Below are 19,385 nucleotides of genomic sequence, written 5' to 3' on the forward strand. Positions count from 1 at the left end.
CCACCGAGACGGGAGACATCCGTGCCCGCATCCATGCCTCCGGCCCTGCCGCTGGTGCCCCGCCCCACCCGGGCCCATGTCCGCGGCGGCCGCTTCACCCTGGACGCCGGCACGGGCGTACGCGTCGGCGACGGGGCCGAACCGGCCGCCCGCCTGCTGCGCGACCAGCTCGCCCCCGCCACCGGACTGCCCCTCCCCCTCGCCGGGGACGGGACCGTCGTCCTGACGCTCGACCCCGCGCTCACCGGGCTCGGCGACGAGGGGTACGGGCTGACGGTGGGCCCCCGCTCGGTGCTGCTGCGCGCGGCACGGGCCACCGGGCTGCTCCGCGGTGTGCAGACGATCCGTCAACTGCTCCCCGCGGAGGCGCTGTCGGCGTCGCCGCGAGCCGGGGTGCGGTGGTCGCTGCCCTGCGTGGAGATCACCGACGTCCCGCGCCATCGCTGGCGGGGCGCGATGCTCGACGTGGCCCGGCACTTCCAGCCGGTGGCGTACCTCCACCGTTATGTCGATCTGCTGGCCCTGCACAAGGTCAACGTCTTCCATCTGCATCTGACGGACGACCAGGGCTGGCGGATGCCGGTGCCCGCGTACCCCAAGCTCACCGAGATCGGCGGCCACCGGGCCCGTTCCCCGGTCGGCATGGACGGCGAGATCCACGACGACGTGCCGCACGGCGGCGCCTACACCCGCGCCGAACTCGAAGGCCTCGTGGCGTACGCGGCGGCGCGCGGGGTCACGGTGGTGCCGGAGATCGAGATGCCGGGCCATGTCCGGGCCGCCCTGGCCGCCTACCCGCACCTGGGCAACCGGCCCGGCCGGACGCTGGACGTCTGGACCAGGTGGGGGGTCTGCGACACCGTCCTCGGCGTCCACGACGAGGTGTTCGACTTCTGCCGCACCGTGCTGGACGAGGTCATGGACGTCTTCCCCTCGCCGTACCTCCACATCGGCGGCGACGAGGTGCCCGTCATGGAGTGGGCGGAGAGCCCCGAGGCGGCGGCGCGGGTGCGCGAGGAGGGCCTGGACGGACCCGCCGCGCTGCACGGCTGGTTCCTCGCCCGCGTCGGCGCGTACCTGCTCCGCTGCGGACGGCGGCCGGTCGCCTGGGCCGAGACCGGCGGCGAACTCCCGGACGGCTTCACGGCGATGGCCTGGCGGGACTCGGCGCACGCCCTCGCCGCCGCGAACCGCGGCCTCGACGTCATCAACGCCCACCACCGCCGCACCTATCTGGACCACCCTCAGCGCGGCGGGGCGCAGGAGCTGCCGGCCCAGCCCGGCGCCGTCGTCACGCTCCGGGACGTGCACGCCCACGACCCCGTCCCCGAGGGGGCGTCCGCGGCGGCCGCCGCCCATGTCCTCGGGGCGCAGGCCCAGGTGTGGACGGAGTACGCGGCGACACCCGCGCGCCTGGAGTACCTCACGTACCCCCGGCTGTGCGCCCTGGCGGACCGTGCCTGGGGCGGCTCCACGCCCTGGCGGGACTTCCGCTCCCGTCTCGACGGTCACCTCCCGCGCCTCGACGCGCTGGGGGTGCCGCGCCACCCCTAGGCCGTGTCCGCAAAGTCCCGCCGGCCGTTCGGGCGGACGACGCGACTTTACGGACACGACCTAGACCGCACCCCCACAGCACGGCCCTGATTTCCCGAGCACGACGAACCCCACATCCCGTCCGGAAGGAATCAGCATGACGTCCCGAACCACCCCCAGCAGACTGCGGATCGCCCTGGCGGCGACCGTCGCCACCGCACTCGGCACCGTGGGGCTCACCGCCCTGTCGGGCTCCGCGAGCGCCGCCGCCGCGGACGTGACCGTGCAGTACCGGACCAGTGCGACGGGCGCGACCGCGGACCAGGCCGAGCCCTGGCTGAAGGTCAGGAACACCGGCAGCGGCGGCCTGCCGCTCAGCTCCGTCAAGGTGCGCTACTACTTCAAGGCCGACGCGGCCGGGACCACGTACCGCTTCGCCTGTTCCTGGGCGGTGAAGGGCTGCGCCAACATCACCGGGACGTTCGGCACACCCGCCAACCCGACGCCCACCGCCGACCGCTATCTGGAGATCGGCTTCACCGCCGGTGCGGGCACGCTCGCGCCCGGCGCCGACACGGGGGACATGCAGCTGCGCTTCCACCGCGCCGACTGGCAGACCCTGCGGCAGAGCGACGACTACTCCTTCGGCGCCGCGCAGACGTCGTACGCGGACTGGGCGAAGGTCACCGCCTCGGTGGCGGGCAGCACCGTATGGGGCACCTCTCCCGGGGGCGACGACCCCACGGACCCGCCTACCGACCCGCCGGAGGGTGGGCAGAGCCTGTTCGACGACTTCGACTACAGCACGTCGAGCGACCCGAGGATCTCGGCGAACGGCTGGAACGTCCGCTCCAACGCGGGCGGTCCGGGCGTGCCCGGCGCGACCTGGTCCCCGGAGAACGTCACCTTCGCGTCGTCGGGCGGCAACTCGGTGATGAACCTGCGGACCTCGACCGCGGGCACCGCCGAGAGCACCCGACAGACCGAAGTCCTCACCAAGGCCATGAAGTTCCGCAACGGCACCTACGCCGCGCGCGTCAGGTTCTCCGACGCCCCCGCGTCCGGCCCGGACGGGGACCGACTGGTGCAGACGTTCTTCACCATCAACGACCTCAAGGCGCCGATGGCCGACGACTACGCCGAGTACGACTTCGAGTACCTGCCCAACGGCGGCTGGGGCGAGCCCGCCAACATCCTGTACACGACGTCCTGGGAGACGTACAACCCCGACCCGTGGCAGGCCGTGAACCAGCACAGCGAGTCCCGGCAGAGCTTCGCCGGCTGGCACGACCTGGTGCTGACCATCGACGACAGCTCCATCAAGTACTACGTGGACGGGCAGCTGTTCGGCACCCATGACGCCGCGTATCTGCCCGAGCGGCCCATGTCGATCAACTTCAACCAGTGGCTCATCGACCTCGCGGGGCAGACCAGCACCACGCCCCGGTCGTACGACGAGCAGGTCGACTACGTCCTGCACGTCAAGGACCAGGTCCTGAGCCCGGCGCAGGTCGGGGCCAAGGTCGCCGCCTACCGGGCGGCGGGCACGACCTTCGAGGACACGGTCCCCGGCTAGCCGCATCTCTCCCGGCAGGTCCCGTTCCGGCGGGGCCTGCCGTCGCGCGATCAGCCTGCCGGGACCGGGCGCAGGGTCCTGCGGTGGGCCATCACCATCCGGTTGGGCAGGGCGAGGTTGCCGAGCCGGTGGCCGGAGAAGAGCCCGGTGCTGCCGCTCGGGCCCCGGCGGGCCGAACGTGCCGAAGCCGACCGCCGGCTCGCCTCGGCGCCGACCTCATCAGCTCCGGGCGGGCCGACATCGCCAACCCCGACACTCTCACTCGCGCTGCGACACTTGATCCGCTATCGGCGGTGACCTTACCCACCAGGGCGGTGCGGGCGGTGCCGGGCCACCCCGGGTCAGTCGCGCGCGGGGTGCCACCCCTCCGGGCCGCCGCCCCGCCACTCGATCAGCGCGGACCGCCGTACCCAGTCGTCGTCGACGTCGTCCAGGCCGGCGAGGCGCAGGAACTCGACGATGTCCAGCAGGCCGTAGGCCATCCCCACGAAGTGCTCGTCGACGCGGACGCGCCGGCCGCCGTCCTGGGCGGCCGGGTAGATGACGATGGGCTGTGCGCTGACCATGGCACCAGGGTGCGGCCAGGCCCCGGTGCCCGCATGCGGGAGGCCTCGGTTCCGGGGCCGCGTGGTGGCGGTCGTGATCCTGACGGGTGTCTTCGCCTCCGCCATCCCGATGACATCGCTCGTCGCCGTGATGGTGATGGTGTCGTTCGCGACGTTCGACTGGCACTCCATCGCGCCGAAGACGCTGCGGCGGATGCCGGCGGGCGAGAAGTACGCGCGGCACGGCAAGACCGTGGAGATCACCGGTCTGAACGGTCCCAGCGCCCATCTGCACGACCGCCTCAGCGGCGAGCTGGTCGCCGGGCACTGACCCCCGCGCGGCGTCCTCCGATCGCGCCCGTGCCGGGCACCGGGTGAGGATGGCCCGAGGAAGAGCCCGCGCGGGCCGGTTCGGGAGGTGGCGACGCTGGACACGGTGCTCCCCGTCGTCTTCGCGGTCTGCGCCGCCCTGAGCAACGCCGTGGCGACCGTGCTGCAGCGCATGGCGGCGCTCACCGTGCCCAGCTCGCAGGGGCTGCGGGCCGGGCTGATCCTCGATCTGCTGCGCCGGCCGGTCTGGCTGCTCGGCATGCTCGCGGTGATCACGGCGGCCGTCTGCCAGGCGGTCGCGCTGGTCACGGGGCCGCTGACGATCGTCCAGCCCCTGTTCGTGCTGGAACTCCCCCTCACCCTGATCGTGGCGTCCGTGCTGATGCACCGGCGGCTGCCGGCGTCGGGCTGGGCGTCGGTGGCGGTGGTGGTCGTGGGCCTGGCGGTCGCGCTCGCCGCCGCCGCGCCCTCCGGCGACCGCACCCGGGTGGCCTTGGACCGCTGGATCCCCGCACTCGCCGTCTGCCTGGGCCTGGTCGCCGTCCTCACCCTGATGGCGCTCAGACGCCCGCACGGGCCCGCCCGGGCCGCCTGCCTGGGGGCCGCTACCGCGATCAGCTACGCGCTCACGGCCGCGCTGCTCAAGACGTCGACGCACATCCTCGACGAGGAGGGGATCGTCGGGTTCCTGACCGCCTGGCAGACGTACGGGTTCGCGCTGACCGGCGTGTGCGCGCTGTTCCTGCTGGAGAACGCGATGCAGGCCGGGCCCCTGGTCGCCTCCCAGCCCGCCCTCACCCTCGGGGACGCCGCGGTCAGTCTCGCCCTCGGTATCACCCTGTACGAGGAGACCGTCCGCACCGGCTGGTGGCTGCTGCCGCAGTTGCTCGGGGTCGCGATGATCGCGGTGGGGATCGTCGCCCTGTCCCGGACGGCGCTCAACGAGTCGCTGGTGGCGACGGACGAGAAGGCGCCGGTCGCGTAGGCCGTGTCAGCGGGGTCTGCGAGACGCGCGAAGCGGTGCCGGACATGTCCGAACCTGTGGGCGTTCGACCCCGCCGGGCAGCGGGAGTGGCTCCAGGCCGCGTACGGGGAGCTGGTGGCCTTCGTGACCGGGGCGGCCGAGCGGGGCCAGGGGGCGTTCATGGGCTTCGAGTACCGAACGCCTCCCGAAACCGCTCACTCACGCGGTGCGCGCCTGCCACAGGTCGCGCAGCAGGGCGATCTCCGCCATGTGGTGGATGAACTCGAGGTTGGCGCCCCACAGGACCGCCGCATAGGGCTCGTCCGGGTCGGAGCCGTACGGGTACTGGGAGAAGCCGATCGTGTCGAGCTGCTCCTCCGTCACCGCGCCGACACTGTCGCGCCAGCGGTCGACCGACTTCCAGAACCGCTCGAGGGCCGTCGCGGCGGACGGGCTGAAGTCGACCATCTCCTTGGGGTCCTGACGCCGTTCGCCGAAGGCCCACTCCCAGTGCCCGGCGAAACCGTAGTGCAGATGACCCAGCCGCCAGGCGATGGTGGTGACCGGCGTCCGGTCGGGCTCCACGGGACCGGTGTGGGCGAGGACCTCCTCGACGCGCTCGACGGACACGCTCCAGTCCTCGGCGACCTTCTCGACGGTCATGCCGTCGGCGACCTGCCGCGCCACCTCGGCGTACTCGCTCGCCGGGATGTCGGCGGCGCCCAGGTCGAGCACCCACTCCCCCGGTCCGAACGCCCGCGGGGTCGTCGCCGCGCCGCGCGGGCGGATCGACCAGCCGCCGGGGGCCGGCTCCCACAGGTACTCCTCGTCGGTGAGCCCGGTCAGCCGGACCTCCGCCATCTCCCGGGCGCGGTCGAACTGGTCGAGCAGCAACCCCAGCCGGTCCGTCCGCAAGCCGCCGATCTCCATGCCTGGCCCCCTCGCCGGTATGCCGCTCGGCGGTCATGTCCCCCTGCGGGCATGCGCGTTCGCGGACACGCGGAGGCTAGTGGGCCGCCCGGCCCGGACGCGAACGATTTTGGGCTCAGGGCACGTCCACGTCGGCGAGCAGCGGATGGTGGTCGGAGTACACGGTGGGCCGTACGCCGTGCTCGACCGGGTCGACGCCGCGCAGGAAGACGTAGTCGAACTTGCTCAGCCAGTCCGTGGTCGGCTCGCACGGACCGGTGGGCGTGGGGCGGCACTCGGGGTCGACGTCGGTGCCCACCTTCCACATCGCCGCGAGTTCCGGGGCCTCCGGGACGGCGTTGAAGTCGCCCATGACGATGGCGCGGCCGTGGCGGGCGACCTCGCGGGCCAGCACGGGCACCTGCTCCGCGCGGACGGACTCCTGACGCCGCTGCGCGAGATGGGTGTTGAAGACCCGGACGGAGTGGCCGTCGACAAGGGTGGTGACGGCGAGATAGCCGCGGTCCTCGGACCCGCCGTCGGGGTACTCCCGCCGTACGACGTCCGTCATCGGCGCGGCGGAGAGGATCGCCTGCCCGAACCCGCCGGGGTTCCACGGCGACCCGCCGCACCGGCTCAGGCTGTCGAGCACCGTCCCGTACGCCACGTGGTACTTGAGCCCGTAGTAGCCCTCGAGGAAGTCCCGGATCCGCGCGACGTCCCGGTCGCATGCCTCCTGTACGCCGATGACCTGCGGGGCGTAGGTGGCGATCTCCGCCGCCCGGTCGACGTCGCTCACCCCGCAGGGATTGCAGAGGTTCCACGTCATCACACGGTTCGGGACGATCGACTCGGCCGCGTCGACGGGAAGCGCACGCGCGAAGACGGCGCCGCTCGGCGCGCTGGGGCCGACCAGCGCCACACCGGCCACGATCATGGCGGCCACCAGCAACCGCGTGCCGAGTCCCCGCACCCTCGCCTCCTCGCAGCGGACGGACGCGCCCTCGGCGTTCCGCCTTCTCAGGCACGAGGTTATGGGACGAACCTGTCAGCGCCGCGTGAGAGTCCCCGTCAGGGCCGGGCGGCAGGTGGGGTGTGGGAAAAGCACTGGCGTGGCCGGGGGTGCGGGCGCAGACTCCTGCCATGGGTGACATGGGGGCGTTCCAGCGGGCGGTGACCGCGTGGGCGGCCGGCGGGGACGGCGGTCCGGCGCGGGAGCTGGCAGGGCGGCTGCCCGTCCGGGTGGCGGTGCTGCTGGAGGGGCCCAGTGACGCGGCGGCGGTCAACGCGCTGGCACAGCGGCGCGGGCGGGATCTGGCGGCGGAGGGCGTCTGCGTCCTGCCGATGGGCGGCGCGATGAGCGTCGGCCGGTTCGCGGAACTGCTCGGGCCGTCAGGTCTGGGCATCCGCCTGGCCGGGCTGTGCGACGAGCGTGAAAGCCCCTACTACGCCCGGGGTTGGCGGCGGGCGGGCGCGTCACGGCCCGACTTCTTCGTGTGCGCGGCGGACCTGGAGGACGAGCTGATCCGCGCGCTGGGTGTGGGGCGCGTGGAGGAACTCGTCCGCGCGGAAGGGGACCTGCGTCCGCTGACGACGTTCCTGCGTCAGCCGGCGCAGCGGGACCGCACCGCGCAGCAGCGGCTGCGGCGCTTCTTCGGCACGACCAGCGGACGCAAGATCCACTATGGCCGGGTGCTCGTCGAGGCGCTCGACACCGACCGTGTCCCGGCCCCGCTGGAGGACCTGCTGGCCGTCGTCTGAGCCACGCGGCGGGGGGAGTTCGTGCCCGCCCGCTGCTGATGCGAGGCCGCCAAGTCGGGCGCAGACTGGACGCGTGAGTGGCTCGTACACGGGGCGTGGCCCGACCTCGCCCTCCTCCTCGACGGCACCACGACAGACCGTGGCGCTCGCGGCCATGATGTTCGCGGTCGCGATGACGTTCATCGACCAGACCATCGTGTCGATCGCGGCCCCCGACATCGTCCGGGAACTCGGTCTGTCCGCCTCCGGTATGCAGTGGGTCGTGAACGCCTATCTGCTGGCGCTGGCGGCGTTCTTCGCGCTGGGCGGCCGGATGGCCGACCTGTACGGCCCGCGCCGGGTGGTCGTCGTCGGCACGCTGGTCTTCGTCGTCTCGTCGGTGCTGTGCGGCTGCGTGCCCGAGGGCGATGTGGCGCAGGGGTGGCTGATCGCGTTCCGGGCCACGCAGGGGTTCGGCGCGGCGCTGCTGTTCCCCGCCGCGCTGGCCGTGGTGGTGGCGGTGTTCCCCCGGGAACGGCGGGGCCGGGCCCTGGCCCTGTTCTTCGGGATCTCCGGCGCGCTGACCGCGATCGGGCCGCTGCTGGGCGGCTGGCTGACCAGCTGGACCTGGCGGGCGGTGTTCTGGGTGAACGTCCCGGTGGCCGTCGTGGCGCTCGCGCTCGTCGCCGCCGCGCACATCGTGGACCGCCGGCGGGAGGGCACACTCGACGTGCCGGGCGCCGTGCTGATGGCGGCCGGTATGGGCCTGTGCGTGCTGGGCTTCCAGCAGGCGTGGTCCTGGGGCTGGGACAGCGCGGCCACCTGGATCTGCATCGTGGGCGGCCTGGTGATCCTCGGCGCGTTCATCCGCTACGAGCGCGGGGTGCGGCACCCCCTGATCGACCTGCGGGTGTTCCGGGACAAGGCGTTCAGTGTGGACGCCGCGGTGCTGTTCTTCGCGATGCTCGCGTTCGTCCCGGTGTTCTTCTTCGCGTCCGTGTACGCCCAGGTGTCCCTGAGCGCCTCGCCGAACCAGGCGGCGCTGTTCCTGCTGTACTTCTTCGCGGGCTTCGCCATCGCCTCGCAGTGGGGCGGCCGCATCCTCGACAAGCAGGGCGCGCGTCCGGCCCTGAAGATGGGCGGTGTGATCGGGGCCGTCGGGTTCGCGCTGTGGGCGGGCGAGTTGACGGACCTGTCGATCCACGACCAGTGGCCGTACGCCGCGCTCGCGGGCGCCGGGATCGGCTTCATCCTCGCCCCCGCGTCCACGGACGCCGTCAACCGGGCCATCGGGCCGTCGTACGGCGAGGTCACGGGCATCACGCAGACGATCCGCAACTTCGCGGCCAGCGTGGGCCTCGCCGTATTCGGCACGATCCTGACCCACGTCACGAACACGAACGTCCGCGACACCCTGGAAGGGCGCGGGCTGCCGGAGAACGTGTCGGACGACGTGGCCCACGGGGTCACCGAGTCCATCACGGGCAACGGCGACGACGCCGCGCCCACCGGCACGGGTCCGGTCGCGGACGCGATCCGGGACGCGGCGGGGGCGATCCGCATGGACTTCGCCGAGGCCAACCAGTGGGTCTTCTACGGCATGGCCATCGCCCTCGGCCTCGCGTTCCTCTGCGCGCTGCGCCACCCGGGCGGCCGGGCCGTGACGCCGGACGAGCAGGAGGAGGCGACGGCGCCCGCGTCACCGGGTGCCGGGCGGTCCGGGCAGCGGGCCGGTTCGTGACCGGTGCCGGCCGTACCGGCTGACCGCAGGGCGTCAGCCGTCGTCCGACAGCTCCTCCACCCTGCGGGCCGCCTTCTGCGCCGCACGGTCGGCGTCACGGACGCGCCGCTCGGCCGCCCGTGTCTCCTCGCGGGCCGTACGGTCGTCCGAGCGGGCCTGGCCGAGGTCGGCCTCGGCGCGCTTCAACTCCTTGGACAGGCTCTCCACCCGGTCCCTCAGCCCGGCGACCTTCTCCTTGACCTCCTCCGCCCGCCGGGCCGCCTCCTCCGCCTCCGCGGCCCGCGCGGCCCGTTCGCGGTCGGCCTCCTCGGCGGCCTTGCGGGCCTCGGCGAGCTCGCGGCGGCGGCGCTGCTCCGCCGCCGACTTCTTCTTGTCCTCGGCCGGGGCGGGCCGTTTCGCCCGGTCCGGTTTCTCGGCCCGGCGGGGCGGCGCCTCGCCGCTGGTGACGGGGAACGCGGCCGTGGGCGTGAGGGGTTTGGTGAGCCGGCCCGACGCCCACTGCCGTGCGGCCTCCTCGTCGGCGAGCACCGCCTGGAGGGTGTCCTGGACTTCGCGCTGGGCGTCCTGGCCGAGCGGATGCCCGGCGTCGGCGGCGAGCCGCGCGGCCTCCCGGGTCAGTGCGCCGATCAGCAGGCGCTGCTGGTGGACGAGGTCGCGCAACTGCCCGGGGTCCAGGTCTCGGTGGGCCTGCCGCAGGGCCTCGCCGAGTCCGACCAGGGGCTCGACCTGGTCGCGTTCGGCGCGGACCAGGGTGTTGCTGGCCCAGGCGGACAGGCTGGGGCGGCGCAGCTTGCCGATCGCGTCGGCGAGGGCCCGGTCACCGGCCGAGCGCGCGGCCGCCACCCGCTCGTTGCGCGCGGCGGTGAACTCCTCGGGCCGCAGTCCGTACAGCTCGTCGGCCACGGCGTCCAGATCCACGGGCTCCCTCTCGGCGAACGACTGCTCACGCCGAGATTTTCCCATTTCAGCCGGTATGCGCCACACGGTGGGGGGCCTGTGCCGGGTTTTGCCGTTCCGGCAAACGCGTTCGCCGGGGTGCCGGGGCGCTCCGCAGGATCGGTACGACCGCTCAGGCTCGTACGGGAGCCGCGCGGGCGAGGTGACGAGGTCCGCGGGAGGACACATGGCACGGCAGGACGGCTCGGCAGGCTTCACACATCGCACGGTCCTCGGCCCGGCCGGCCGGATCCATCTGGTGGAGCAGGGCACCGGGCCGCTGGTGCTGCTCGTGCACGGCTTCCCGGAGTCCTGGTACTCCTGGCGCCGCCAACTGCCCGCCCTCGCGGCGGCCGGGTACCGGGCCGTGGCACTCGACGTGCGCGGCTACGGCCGGTCCGCGAAGCCGGCGGCCACGGACGCGTACCGGATGCTCGACCTGGTCGCGGACAACGTCGCCGTGGTGCACGCGCTCGGCGAGGAGTCGGCCGTGGTCGTCGGCCACGACTGGGGCGCCACCATCGCCGCGAACTCCGGCCTGGTACGGCCGGACGTGTTCCGGGCGGTGGGGATGCTCTCCGTGCCGTACGTGCCGCGCGGCGGGCCGCGCCCCGGTGAGGTCTTCGCCGGGATGGGCGGGGACGAGGAGTTCTACGTGTCGTACTTCCAGGAGCCGGGCCGCGCCGAGGCCGAGATCGAGCCGGACGTACGGGGCTGGCTCGCCGGCTTCTACGCGGCGCTGTCCGCCGACACCATGGCCGGGCCCGGCGCCCCCGATCCGCACTTCGTCGGCGCGGGCGGGACGCTGCGGGACCGGTTCCCGGAGGGGCCGCTGCCCGGCTGGCTCGGCGAGGCGGACCTCGACGTGTACGCCGGTGAGTTCGAGCGGACGGGGTTCACCGGCGCGCTCAACCGCTACCGGAACATGGACCGCGACTGGGCGGACCTCGCCGCGTACGACGGGGCGCCCCTGAAGCAGCCGTCGTTGTTCGTGGGCGGGACCGAGGACGCCTCCACGATGTGGCTGGCCGACGCCATCGAGGCGTTCCCGGCCACCCTGCCGGGGCTCGTCTCCTCCCGTCTGCTCGATGGGTGCGGGCACTGGGTTCAGCAGGAACGGCCCGAGGAGACGAACCGCCTCCTCGTCGACTGGCTCGCGCGGGTCACTCCGGCTGGGTCGCGATCTGGATGAGGTTGCCGCAGGTGTCGTCGAGGACGGCGGTGGTGACGGGGCCCATCTCCAGGGGTTCCTGGGTGAAGCGGACGCCGAGGGCGCGCAGCCGCTCGTACTCCGCCTGTACGTCGTCCACGGCGAACTGGGCGAGCGGGATGCCGTCCTGCACGAGCGCGTCACGGTAGGTGCGGGCGGCGGGGTGGCCGAGGGGTTCCAGGAGGAGTTCGGTGCCGTCGGGCTCCTCGGGCGAGACGACGGTCAGCCAGCGGTCCTTCTCGCCGACCGGGACGTCGTGCTTCGTCCGGAAGCCGAGGATCTCGGTGTAGAAGTGCTGGGCCTTGGCCTGGTCGTCGACGAAGACGCTGGTCAGACGGATCTTCATGAGGGGTTCTCCTCGGGTGCGGAGCGGTCGGGCAAGGGGTCGGGCAGGGGCCAGCGCTCGGTGATGTGCCGCAGCGGGGCGGTGTCGAGGTCGTGGAACTTGTAGCGGCCCTCCCGCCGGGTCACGACGAGACCGGCGGCCTCCAGCACCGCGAGATGCTGGGAGACGCCCTGCCGGGAGATGCCGAGTCCGTGCTTCATGGCGAGGCGGCCGCAGATCTCGAACAGAGTCTGCCCCGACCGCTCCGTCAGCTCGTCGAGGATGATCCGGCGGGTCGGGTCGGCAAGGGCTTTGAAGAGGTCGTCGGCCACACCGCCACCATAGGCAAGTCATCGCTTGCCTATCAAGTCGCAGCGCCGCCTTTCGTCACCGGAGTCACCGGAGTCGGGCTCCCGGCTCAGTCCTCGGCCGGGTAGAGGCGGGTCACCTTGCCCTTGGGGTCGGCCACGAGATAGCCGGTGCCGTAGTCGTCCGTGAGGTAGATGGCCATACCCGCCGGGGTGTCGAAGGTGGTGCTGGGCGGCTGGAGGGTCACGTACCGAAGTGTCGGCTTGTCGACGTTCAGCTTCTTCTCGGCCTGGTCGAACAGGCCCGGGACCTTCGTCCAGTCGAAGCCGTCGAGGCGGACGGGCCGGTCGCCGCTGATGATCGTGCCGCTGATGATGTCCTTCTCGACGCCGCGACCGGGGCGATAGGTGTAGGAGTCGTACTTCTTGTCGCTGCCCTCGACCATCAGCTGGGCGGAGGCGTGGTCCGGGTAGACGGTGAGGTCGGCGTACCGGTCGCGGCCGGTCGCCTCCTCGAACGCCGCGATGGCGGTGCGGATGCCGTCCGGGGTGAGCAGGCCGCCCGCCGGGACCGCGTCCGCGGCCTGCGACCGGTCGGCGTCCGGGGTGCGCGCGGCCGAAGAGGCGGTCGAGGAGCCGGTCGGGGTGGTGGCGGGGGTGGTCGGCCGGTCGCCGGAGTCGGCCTTGTGGGCGTCGCCGCCGCCGAGGGGCAGCAGCCACCACAGGAGCGCCAGCGCACCGGCGAGCGCGGTGCCCGTGACACCGAGCAGGGCGGTGCGGTGGCCTGGCGTGCGGGCGGGGGGACGCGCGAGCGACAGGACGGGCGGGGGCCCGAAGGTGCCGTGTGTGACGGGGACGGTGGGCTGCCCGGGCGGCGACAGCGGGTACGACGTCGTGGCGGCCTGGGGCGGCGGGCCCGGGTGACCCGACTCGACGCCGGCCAGGGCCCGGTCCAGCGCGTCGGCGGTGGGGCGCGCGGCCGGGTCCCGGACGAGTACGCGCATCAGGACGTCACCGAGGGCGCCGGCCCGCACCGGCGGCGGCACGTCCTCGTGGAGGACGGCGGCGAGGGTGGCCACGGTGGTGCCCCGGCGCAGCGGGTGGCGGCCCTCCACGGCGGTGTAGAGCATCATCGCCAGCGACCACAGGTCGGCCGGGGCTCCGCCCTCCTGCCCCGAGACCCGCTCGGGCGCCATGAAGTCGGCGGTGCCGATGAGGGAGCCGGTGGCGGTGAGGGTGGTCGTCCCGCGGATCGCGGCGATGCCGAAGTCGGTGAGGGCGGGGCGCCCGTCGGGCCGTATCAGGACGTTGGCGGGCTTGACGTCGCGGTGTTCGATCCCGGCGTCGTGCGCGGCGCGCAGTGCGGCGAGCACCCCGCGGCCGATCCGCGCGGCCTCGGCGGGCGCCATCGGGCCGCGCTCCAGCCGGTCGGCCAGCGATCCGCCGGTGACCAGCTCCATGACGAGCCACGGGTACGTGCCCTCGCCGCCGTCGACGACGTGGTGGATGGTGACGACGTTCGGGTGGTCGAGGCGGGCCAGCGCCCTGGCTTCACGCAGCACGCGCTCGCGGAGCATCCGGGCGCCGTCGGGGTCGTACTCGGCGAGGTCCCGGTCGGGCGGGCGCACCTCCTTGACGGCCACCAGCCGGTGCAGCACCAGGTCCCTGGCGCGCCACACCGTCCCCATCCCGCCCCCGCCGAGGCGGGCCTCCAGCTCGAAGCGCCCGTCGACCACGCGTCTCGCGGGGTCTCTGCCGTCCTCACTCATGGGCGGGAGCTTAATTGCCCGGCGGCGCGGGCTTGTCAGGCGTCGGTGCGGGCTTCCAGGGCGCGCAGCACGGCCACCATGTCCTCGGTGCCGTGCCCTTGGGCGACGGTCTCGCCGAACAGGGCGTGACAGACGTCGAGAAGAGGTGACGCCACCTCGGCCTCGCGGGCGGCTTCGGCGATGAGCCGGTTGTTCTTCAGGACGTCCGCGGCGGCCGCCTGGACGTCGAAGTCGCGGGCCACCAGCTTGGCCGCCTTGCCGCGGGATACGGCGCTGGCCATCGGGCCCGCGTCGAGGACGTCCCGCAGCAGGGCCGGGTCGAGCCCGTGCCGGCCCGCGAAGTGGAACGCCTCGGTCAGACCGGTGACCAGGGTGATCAGGAAGAGGTTGACCGAGAACTTCATCAGCAGGGCGCCGGGGACGTCACCGCAGTCGAACGTCGCGCCGCACATCGGCGCCAGCAGGGGCCGTACGGCCGCGACGGCGTCGCTCTCACCGGCCAGCATCGCGACCAACTGCCCCTGTTCCGCCGGGATCCGGGAACCGGAGACGGGAGCCTCGACATAGCATCCGCCCGCAGCCTGTACGGCGTCCCCCAGTCCCGCCGAGTACGCGGCGGAGGTCGTGCCCATGTGGACGACGGTGTGCCCCGCGACACGGACCGCGAAGTCGGGGGTGCCGCGTCCGAGGACGGCGTCCACGGCGGTGTCGTCGGCCAGCATCAGGAACACCGTCCCGGCCCGCGCGAAGACCTCGGCGGGGCTCTCGGCGACGTGCGCGCCCGCTGTGTGGAGAGGGGCGCTGCGGTCGGGGGTGCGGTTCCAGACGACGAGGGGTGTCCCCGCCCGGACCAGGTTGAGGGCCATGGGGCGTCCCATGACCCCGAGTCCGATGAATCCGACGTCCATGCCGCACCGCCGTTCGCTCCGCACCGCGCCTGCCACTATGACAGTGGTCATAGTAGAGGAGCGATATGACGCCGGTCATAGGATGAGGGCTGGAACCGCACCGGGACGGACGGAGGGCCGGCGATGACGGGGCCACAGGCACGGGGACCGCGCGAGCGGATGGTCTTCAGCGCCGCCCAGCTGCTGCGCCGGGGCGGGGTCGCGGCCGCGGGCATGCGGGAGGTCGCCGCGCACGCCGAGGCGCCGCGCGGCTCGCTCCAGCACTACTTCCCGGGCGGCAAGGAGCAGGTCGTCAACGAGGCGGTGGGCTGGGCCGGCCGGTACGCCGCACGCCGGGTCGCGCGCTTCGTGGGCGGGCTCTCGGAGCCGACGCCCAGCGGGCTGTTCGCGGCGATGGTGCGCCAGTGGACCGACGAGTACGAGGCCGCCGGGTTCGCGGGCGGCTGCCCGGTCGCCGCGGCCACGGTGGACTGCGCCGAGGGCACGCAGTCGACGCGGGAGGCGGTGACCGCCGCGTTCGCGGAGTGGACATGCGCGGTCGCCGACGCCTTGGCGGGCATGGGCGTGCCGCGCGAGCGCGCCGGCTCGCTCGCCACGCTCATGATCAGCTCACTGGAGGGCGCGATCCTCATGGCCCGGGCCCAGCAGGACGTGCGACCGCTGGCCACGGTGAGCGCGGAGCTCGGTCCACTGCTGGACGCGGCGGTCGAACGGGACGGCTGAGGACCCACTTAGGGCGAGTCCTACGCTCCGTGGCCGTGGGACTCCGCACGGAGGGCGGCCTTCCGGATCTCCTCCTCGACGCCGCTGCGTGACGTGCCCTGACTCCGGGCGTACTCGGCCACGGCCGTCTGCAGATCCCTGGCGAGGTCCCGCCAGGCCCGCAGGGCGGTGTTGTAGGTCTCGGTCTGGCGGGCGCTCCAGCCGCCCACCTGGGTGGGTGGACCGTACTTGGCCCGCAGTTCCTCCACGCGGCTGTGCGCCTGCTCGGCCGCGCGCTGCTTCGCCACGAGCTCTTCGAAGATGGTCGTCACACAAATGGAGCATAGGCGGACGAATGCCGGAATGCGCGGCGAGCCCGCGCGGTACGGCTCAGCTCCGCAGTGTCAGGGCCTGCCCACTCCCCCGCGGGGAGGCCAGCCGCTCCCGATCCGGCAGGGACCATGACCGCCGGCCACGCGAAGCGCCCGCCCGGCGGGCAGGTGCCCCAGCGCAGCCCCGGCACCGCTCACACCTGCGGCGTCAGGGCCGCCCACTCCCCCGTCGGCAGAGCCAGCAGTTCCTCCAAGCGCTCCCGGTCCGGCAAAGGACCGTGGTCGCCCGTCACCCCGAGCGCCGACCCGGCGGTCAGGTGGCCCAGGCGCAGCGCCACCATGACGGACCGGCCCCGCAGCAGTCCCGCCAGGAAGCCCGCCGCGAAGGCGTCCCCGGCGCCCACCGCCTCCACGACCCGGACCGGCGGCGTGGGGACCGTGACGGGGCCTTCGCCGGTGAACGCGGTCGCGTCGCGTGGGCCGTCCTTCACCACGAGGACGCGCGGGTGCGGCAGCAGGGCCCGTACGTCCTGTGCCGTGAGGTCCGCTCCCCACAAGCCCTGCGCCTCGTCCAGGCCGACCAGGACGACGTCGGCTCGGTCGGCCAGGTCGCGCAGGACGGCCGGGGCGTCGCCGTCCGGCCACAGTGCGGGTCTGTGGTTCACGTCGAAGCTCACGGCGTACGGCCGTACGGGCGCCAGGGCCTGTTCGGTCAGGCTGCGGCACGACGGGGACAGGGCCGGGGTGATGCCGGTGAGGTGCACGAGCGCGGCACCCCGGACGGGCGCCGTGTCCAGCAGGTCCGGGCCCAGCGCGGAGGCCGCCGAGCCGCGCCGGTAGTAGTGCACGCGGGTCCCGTCAGGTGACGGGTCCTTCACCAACAGGCCAGTCGGGCGGGCCGGATCGGTGCGCACGTGCGACACGTCGACGCCGGGTGCCGCGACCGCGGCGCGCACGCGGCGCCCCAGCGGGTCGTCGCCGAGCGCCGAGAGCCAGGCGACCGGGACCCCGTGGTCCGCGAGGTACATGGCGACGTTCGACTCGGCCCCCGCCACCGACATCCGCAGCCGCCCGGCGTCGGCCAGCGGGCCCGGCGGGTCGGGGGCCAGGGCCGCCATCGTCTCGCCCACGCAGACGACCGGGCCCGGCGCGGGGCGCCACGCAGCGCCGGTGACCGTCATGCCGAGCCCTCCACGCGCACGCCGTCGAGGCGGCAGGCCGGCGTCGGCGTGCCCGGCACGTCCACCCGGACGGAGAACAGCGCCCCGTCGTCCGGTCCCGGCGCCTCCAGGCCCACGCGAGCCGTCGTGATGTGCAGGACGTGCCCGGCGAGGCAGACGCCCGCTGGCTGACGCGCGGGCAGCCGCAGCGTCCGGTCGAGCGTGCCGTCGGGCAGGTGGCGGCGAACCGTACCGGTGCCCCAGACCGCGATCCACACGGCTCCCTCGGCGTCGACGGCCATGCCGTCGGGGCTGCCGTCCTCCACCGTGACGAACTCGCGCGGTGTGCCGAGGTCGCCGGTGGCGGGGTCGACGGGGTAGCGCCGGACCACCCCCCGGGCGCTGTCCGCGAGGTACATGACGCTGCCGTCCGGGGTGAACGCGGGCCCGTTGGGCACGGTGATGCCGTCCAGGACCCGCACGACCGTGCCGTTCCGGTCGAGCCGGTACAGGGAGCCGGCGCCCTCGTCGGCGTCGTACGCCATGCTCCCGGCCCAGAACCGGCCGAACGGGTCGGCGACGGCGTCGTTCATGCGCATCCGGGCGGGGGCGCCGTCCTCGGGGCGGGCCAGCCAGTCGACGGTGCCGTCGGGGCGCAGCAGGCAGATCCCGGTGCCGGCGGCCGCGACCCAGGTGCCGTGGTGACCGGCGAGCGGGGCCACGGCGCCCAGCGGGACGGGGAGTTCGGCCAGCGTGCGCAGCGGTGCCGTCTCCCGCTGTGGGACGGACAGCAGGCGGCCCGCCAGGATGTCGACCAGGACCACCTCCGTGCCGGTCCAGCGGATGCCCTCGCCGAGTTCGAGCCGGTCCGGGCGGGTGGCCTGCGGTCGTACGGCGGTCATCGGACCGCCTCCTCGGCAATGGCGTGGAAGCGGCGGGCGCGCTCCCTGAGCGCCGCCACGCTGCCGCCGTCGGCCGCATCGCCCACCAGCGGGGAGCCCACGCCCACCGCCAAGGCCCCCGCCGCGAGGCACTCCCGGGCCGCGCTATCGTCGATGCCGCCGACGGGCACGAACGGAGCGTCGGGGAACGGGCCTTGCAGTGCCTCGAGATAGGCCGCTCCCCCGGCCTGGGCGAGCGGGAACAGTTTCAGCGCGGCCACGCCGAGGGCGCGGGCGGCGATGATCTCGGTCGGGGTCAGCACCCCGGCGAGGACCGGCAGGCCCAGATCCTGGGCGGCCGTGACGCCGGGCCCCAGGCCGGGGGTCACGGCGAAGTCGGCGCCGGCGGCGTGCGCGGCCCGGGCGTCCTCGGCGGTGAGGACGGTGCCGGCGCCGAGGGGGCGGTCGGGGCCGAGGGCAGCGCGGGCGCGTTCGAGGACGGTGAGCGCGTCCTTGCCGGACAGCGACACCTCGACCAGGTCGACGCCCTCCTCGACGAGGGTCAGGACGGTGCGCAGCGCGGCGTCGGGATCGTCGCCCCGCACGATCGCGACCAGGCGGTGGGTGGCCAGCGCGGCGGTGAGGTCCACGGGTGGTGCTCCTTATGGTGCGGGGGTCTCGGGGCAGCGGCAGGCCCCGGTGAGGGTGAGCCGCCAGCGGACCTCGCCGGAGGCGGGAACCCGGGCGGCGTCGCCGGGTCCCGCGTCGGCGAGGTCGAAGACGCGGCCGAGCATGGGTTCGACGCCGGTGCTGCGGTAGGGACCGGTGTCGGGGAAACCGCCGAGATTCCGCCACAGGGCGACCGACATGGGCTGCCCGTCCGCCCGCACGCGCAGGGCGAGCCGGTCGGTCCCGTCGTGCACGCAGCACGAGTCGGTGTCGACGACGGCGCCGACCGCGGTGCCGTCGTCCGGCCCGAGCCGGTCCAGGGGCACCCCGTGCGGGGCGGGCCACGGCCCGGCGATCCAGGGCGCGCCGGCGGGCCAGGGCCGGTCGAGCAGCGGGGCGGCCTCCGGGAAGAGTCGGGTGTCCGCTCCGTCCGGCATCCGCAGGCGGGCGTCCTCGGAGAGGTCCAGCAGGGCGTGCGCCGCCCACACGAACCGGAACCCGGCGGGAGCGGTCAGCCGATAGTCGACGCGGATGCGGTCGCCGTCGGTCCGGGCGGTGCGGGCGAGCGTGAAGGACGTGCCCCGGACGTGCTCGGTGCCGTCGGCGTCCCGGGTCCAGGGCCGGGCCCAGACGTCCCCGTGGTCGGGCCGGCCCCGCACTGTGGGGACGCACTCCTCCAGGCCGCCCGCGTCGACGAACGCGTCCCCGGGGGCGGCCGTGTCCCGTCCGGGCGCCGGGCGGTGCCAGAGCCATTCGCGGGTGGGTGAGCGCAGGGACGTCCACCGGCCGCCGTGCGCCGGGTCGGTGGTCAGCGTCAGCACATGCGCGGCACTCGGTGTCGGCACGC

The 19,385-nt window shown here is 74.0% G+C and carries 20 protein-coding genes and 1 pseudogene; 8 read left to right on the forward strand and 13 right to left on the reverse strand.

The window, feature by feature from the left end; genetic code table 11:
* Nucleotides 1-33: 33 nt before the first annotated feature.
* Together KBY32_RS06865 and KBY32_RS06870 are read left to right on the forward strand one after the other, a co-directional pair.
* Nucleotides 34-1,554, forward strand: coding sequence for a beta-N-acetylhexosaminidase (locus KBY32_RS06865; protein WP_210979509.1), 1,521 nt, complete (start codon nucleotides 34-36; stop codon nucleotides 1,552-1,554).
* Nucleotides 1,555-1,690: 136 nt separating this feature from the next.
* Nucleotides 1,691-3,109: a cellulose binding domain-containing protein gene (locus KBY32_RS06870; protein WP_210979246.1), complete on the forward strand. Its 1,419-nt coding sequence runs from the start codon at nucleotides 1,691-1,693 to the stop codon at nucleotides 3,107-3,109.
* A 341-nt stretch (nucleotides 3,110-3,450) separates the two neighbouring features.
* Here the strand turns inward: KBY32_RS06870 and KBY32_RS06875 are convergent, their stop codons facing one another.
* Nucleotides 3,451-3,675, reverse strand: a complete 225-nt coding sequence (locus KBY32_RS06875) for a hypothetical protein (RefSeq protein ID WP_055619815.1) — start codon at nucleotides 3,673-3,675, stop codon at nucleotides 3,451-3,453.
* Between the two features lie 61 nt (nucleotides 3,676-3,736).
* Here KBY32_RS06875 and KBY32_RS06880 point away from each other — a divergent pair.
* Both KBY32_RS06880 and KBY32_RS06885 read left to right on the forward strand, forming a co-directional pair.
* Nucleotides 3,737-3,985 (forward strand): annotated as a pseudogene (locus KBY32_RS06880) (hypothetical protein); the annotation flags it as partial.
* A gap of 96 nt (nucleotides 3,986-4,081) precedes the next feature.
* On the forward strand, nucleotides 4,082-4,969 hold the full coding sequence (locus tag KBY32_RS06885; RefSeq protein ID WP_210979510.1) for a DMT family transporter: 888 nt from the start codon (nucleotides 4,082-4,084) through the stop codon (nucleotides 4,967-4,969).
* A 198-nt stretch (nucleotides 4,970-5,167) separates the two neighbouring features.
* Here KBY32_RS06885 and KBY32_RS06890 read toward each other — a convergent pair whose 3' ends face one another.
* Nucleotides 5,168-5,878: a DinB family protein gene (locus tag KBY32_RS06890; protein WP_055619812.1), complete on the reverse strand. Its 711-nt coding sequence runs from the start codon at nucleotides 5,876-5,878 to the stop codon at nucleotides 5,168-5,170.
* Between the two features lie 115 nt (nucleotides 5,879-5,993).
* On the reverse strand, nucleotides 5,994-6,794 hold the full coding sequence (locus KBY32_RS06895) for an endonuclease/exonuclease/phosphatase family protein (protein WP_210979511.1): 801 nt from the start codon (nucleotides 6,792-6,794) through the stop codon (nucleotides 5,994-5,996).
* A gap of 206 nt (nucleotides 6,795-7,000) precedes the next feature.
* On the opposite strand from KBY32_RS06895, the gene KBY32_RS06900 reads away from it, so the two are divergent.
* Nucleotides 7,001-7,618: a TOPRIM nucleotidyl transferase/hydrolase domain-containing protein gene (locus KBY32_RS06900; RefSeq protein WP_055619810.1), complete on the forward strand. Its 618-nt coding sequence runs from the start codon at nucleotides 7,001-7,003 to the stop codon at nucleotides 7,616-7,618.
* A 154-nt stretch (nucleotides 7,619-7,772) separates the two neighbouring features.
* Nucleotides 7,773-9,338: an MFS transporter gene (locus KBY32_RS06905; RefSeq protein WP_210979512.1), complete on the forward strand. Its 1,566-nt coding sequence runs from the start codon at nucleotides 7,773-7,775 to the stop codon at nucleotides 9,336-9,338.
* Between the two features lie 33 nt (nucleotides 9,339-9,371).
* Here the strand turns inward: KBY32_RS06905 and KBY32_RS06910 are convergent, their stop codons facing one another.
* Nucleotides 9,372-10,256, reverse strand: a complete 885-nt coding sequence (locus tag KBY32_RS06910; RefSeq protein ID WP_210979247.1) for a hypothetical protein — start codon at nucleotides 10,254-10,256, stop codon at nucleotides 9,372-9,374.
* 205 nt (nucleotides 10,257-10,461) lie between these two features.
* Between KBY32_RS06910 and KBY32_RS06915 the strand changes: the two genes are divergently transcribed.
* Complete coding sequence (locus KBY32_RS06915) at nucleotides 10,462-11,466, forward strand: alpha/beta fold hydrolase (RefSeq protein ID WP_210979248.1); 1,005 nt, start codon at nucleotides 10,462-10,464, stop codon at nucleotides 11,464-11,466.
* Here KBY32_RS06915 and KBY32_RS06920 read toward each other — a convergent pair.
* The 4 genes from KBY32_RS06920 to KBY32_RS06935 all read right to left on the reverse strand — a co-directional run bounded on the left by KBY32_RS06920 (nucleotide 11,438) and on the right by KBY32_RS06935 (nucleotide 14,794).
* Nucleotides 11,438-11,830 carry a VOC family protein gene (locus KBY32_RS06920; protein ID WP_055619806.1) on the reverse strand — a complete coding sequence of 131 codons (393 nt, stop codon included), beginning with the start codon at nucleotides 11,828-11,830 and terminating at the stop codon, nucleotides 11,438-11,440. The two genes, KBY32_RS06915 and KBY32_RS06920, sit on opposite strands and share 29 nt — an antisense overlap.
* Nucleotides 11,827-12,141, reverse strand: coding sequence for a helix-turn-helix transcriptional regulator (locus tag KBY32_RS06925; RefSeq protein ID WP_115506580.1), 315 nt, complete (start codon nucleotides 12,139-12,141; stop codon nucleotides 11,827-11,829). The genes KBY32_RS06920 and KBY32_RS06925 overlap by 4 nt, the downstream gene beginning before the upstream one ends.
* Before the next feature lie 86 nt (nucleotides 12,142-12,227).
* Nucleotides 12,228-13,886, reverse strand: a complete 1,659-nt coding sequence (locus KBY32_RS06930; RefSeq protein WP_210979249.1) for a serine/threonine-protein kinase — start codon at nucleotides 13,884-13,886, stop codon at nucleotides 12,228-12,230.
* Between the two features lie 35 nt (nucleotides 13,887-13,921).
* Nucleotides 13,922-14,794 (reverse strand): NAD(P)-dependent oxidoreductase, encoded by an 873-nt coding sequence (locus tag KBY32_RS06935; RefSeq protein WP_210979250.1) that lies wholly within the window; start codon nucleotides 14,792-14,794, stop codon nucleotides 13,922-13,924.
* 123 nt (nucleotides 14,795-14,917) lie between these two features.
* Between KBY32_RS06935 and KBY32_RS06940 the strand changes: the two genes are divergently transcribed.
* Complete coding sequence (locus KBY32_RS06940) at nucleotides 14,918-15,517, forward strand: TetR/AcrR family transcriptional regulator (protein WP_210979251.1); 600 nt, start codon at nucleotides 14,918-14,920, stop codon at nucleotides 15,515-15,517.
* Between the two features lie 20 nt (nucleotides 15,518-15,537).
* Here KBY32_RS06940 and KBY32_RS06945 read toward each other — a convergent pair whose 3' ends face one another.
* The 5 genes from KBY32_RS06945 to KBY32_RS06965 form a co-directional block, all read right to left on the reverse strand.
* Nucleotides 15,538-15,828, reverse strand: a complete 291-nt coding sequence (locus KBY32_RS06945) for a hypothetical protein (protein ID WP_115506576.1) — start codon at nucleotides 15,826-15,828, stop codon at nucleotides 15,538-15,540.
* A 194-nt stretch (nucleotides 15,829-16,022) separates the two neighbouring features.
* Complete coding sequence (locus KBY32_RS06950; RefSeq protein WP_210979252.1) at nucleotides 16,023-17,009, reverse strand: sugar kinase; 987 nt, start codon at nucleotides 17,007-17,009, stop codon at nucleotides 16,023-16,025.
* Nucleotides 17,006-17,890, reverse strand: a complete 885-nt coding sequence (locus tag KBY32_RS06955) for an SMP-30/gluconolactonase/LRE family protein (RefSeq protein ID WP_210979253.1) — start codon at nucleotides 17,888-17,890, stop codon at nucleotides 17,006-17,008. The genes KBY32_RS06950 and KBY32_RS06955 overlap by 4 nt, the downstream gene beginning before the upstream one ends.
* Nucleotides 17,887-18,519: a bifunctional 4-hydroxy-2-oxoglutarate aldolase/2-dehydro-3-deoxy-phosphogluconate aldolase gene (locus tag KBY32_RS06960; protein ID WP_210979254.1), complete on the reverse strand. Its 633-nt coding sequence runs from the start codon at nucleotides 18,517-18,519 to the stop codon at nucleotides 17,887-17,889. Before KBY32_RS06960 ends, KBY32_RS06955 begins: the two co-directional genes overlap by 4 nt.
* Before the next feature lie 12 nt (nucleotides 18,520-18,531).
* On the reverse strand, nucleotides 18,532-19,383 hold the full coding sequence (locus KBY32_RS06965) for a hypothetical protein (RefSeq protein ID WP_308293664.1): 852 nt from the start codon (nucleotides 19,381-19,383) through the stop codon (nucleotides 18,532-18,534).
* Nucleotides 19,384-19,385: the final 2 nt, after the last annotated feature.

The sequence above is a fragment of the Streptomyces sp. RK62 genome (genome assembly GCF_018070255.1).
Taxonomy (GTDB): Bacteria; Actinomycetota; Actinomycetes; order Streptomycetales; family Streptomycetaceae; genus Streptomyces; species Streptomyces nigra.

Bases quoted from the DNA above. Each gene is read 5' to 3' on its own strand.
- KBY32_RS06865 (WP_210979509.1), top strand. From the start codon at position 34: ATGCCTCCGGCCCTGCCGCTGGTGCCCCGCCCCACCCGGGCCCATGTC.
- KBY32_RS06870 (WP_210979246.1), top strand. From the start codon at position 1,691: ATGACGTCCCGAACCACCCCCAGCAGACTGCGGATCGCCCTGGCGGCG.
- KBY32_RS06875 (WP_055619815.1), bottom strand. From the start codon at position 3,675: ATGGTCAGCGCACAGCCCATCGTCATCTACCCGGCCGCCCAGGACGGC.
- KBY32_RS06890 (WP_055619812.1), bottom strand. From the start codon at position 5,878: ATGGAGATCGGCGGCTTGCGGACGGACCGGCTGGGGTTGCTGCTCGAC.
- KBY32_RS06895 (WP_210979511.1), bottom strand. From the start codon at position 6,794: ATGATCGTGGCCGGTGTGGCGCTGGTCGGCCCCAGCGCGCCGAGCGGC.
- KBY32_RS06900 (WP_055619810.1), top strand. From the start codon at position 7,001: ATGGGTGACATGGGGGCGTTCCAGCGGGCGGTGACCGCGTGGGCGGCC.
- KBY32_RS06905 (WP_210979512.1), top strand. From the start codon at position 7,773: ATGATGTTCGCGGTCGCGATGACGTTCATCGACCAGACCATCGTGTCG.
- KBY32_RS06915 (WP_210979248.1), top strand. From the start codon at position 10,462: ATGGCACGGCAGGACGGCTCGGCAGGCTTCACACATCGCACGGTCCTC.
- KBY32_RS06920 (WP_055619806.1), bottom strand. From the start codon at position 11,830: ATGAAGATCCGTCTGACCAGCGTCTTCGTCGACGACCAGGCCAAGGCC.
- KBY32_RS06930 (WP_210979249.1), bottom strand. From the start codon at position 13,886: ATGAGTGAGGACGGCAGAGACCCCGCGAGACGCGTGGTCGACGGGCGC.
- KBY32_RS06935 (WP_210979250.1), bottom strand. From the start codon at position 14,794: ATGGACGTCGGATTCATCGGACTCGGGGTCATGGGACGCCCCATGGCC.
- KBY32_RS06940 (WP_210979251.1), top strand. From the start codon at position 14,918: ATGACGGGGCCACAGGCACGGGGACCGCGCGAGCGGATGGTCTTCAGC.
- KBY32_RS06950 (WP_210979252.1), bottom strand. From the start codon at position 17,009: ATGACGGTCACCGGCGCTGCGTGGCGCCCCGCGCCGGGCCCGGTCGTC.
- KBY32_RS06955 (WP_210979253.1), bottom strand. From the start codon at position 17,890: ATGACCGCCGTACGACCGCAGGCCACCCGCCCGGACCGGCTCGAACTC.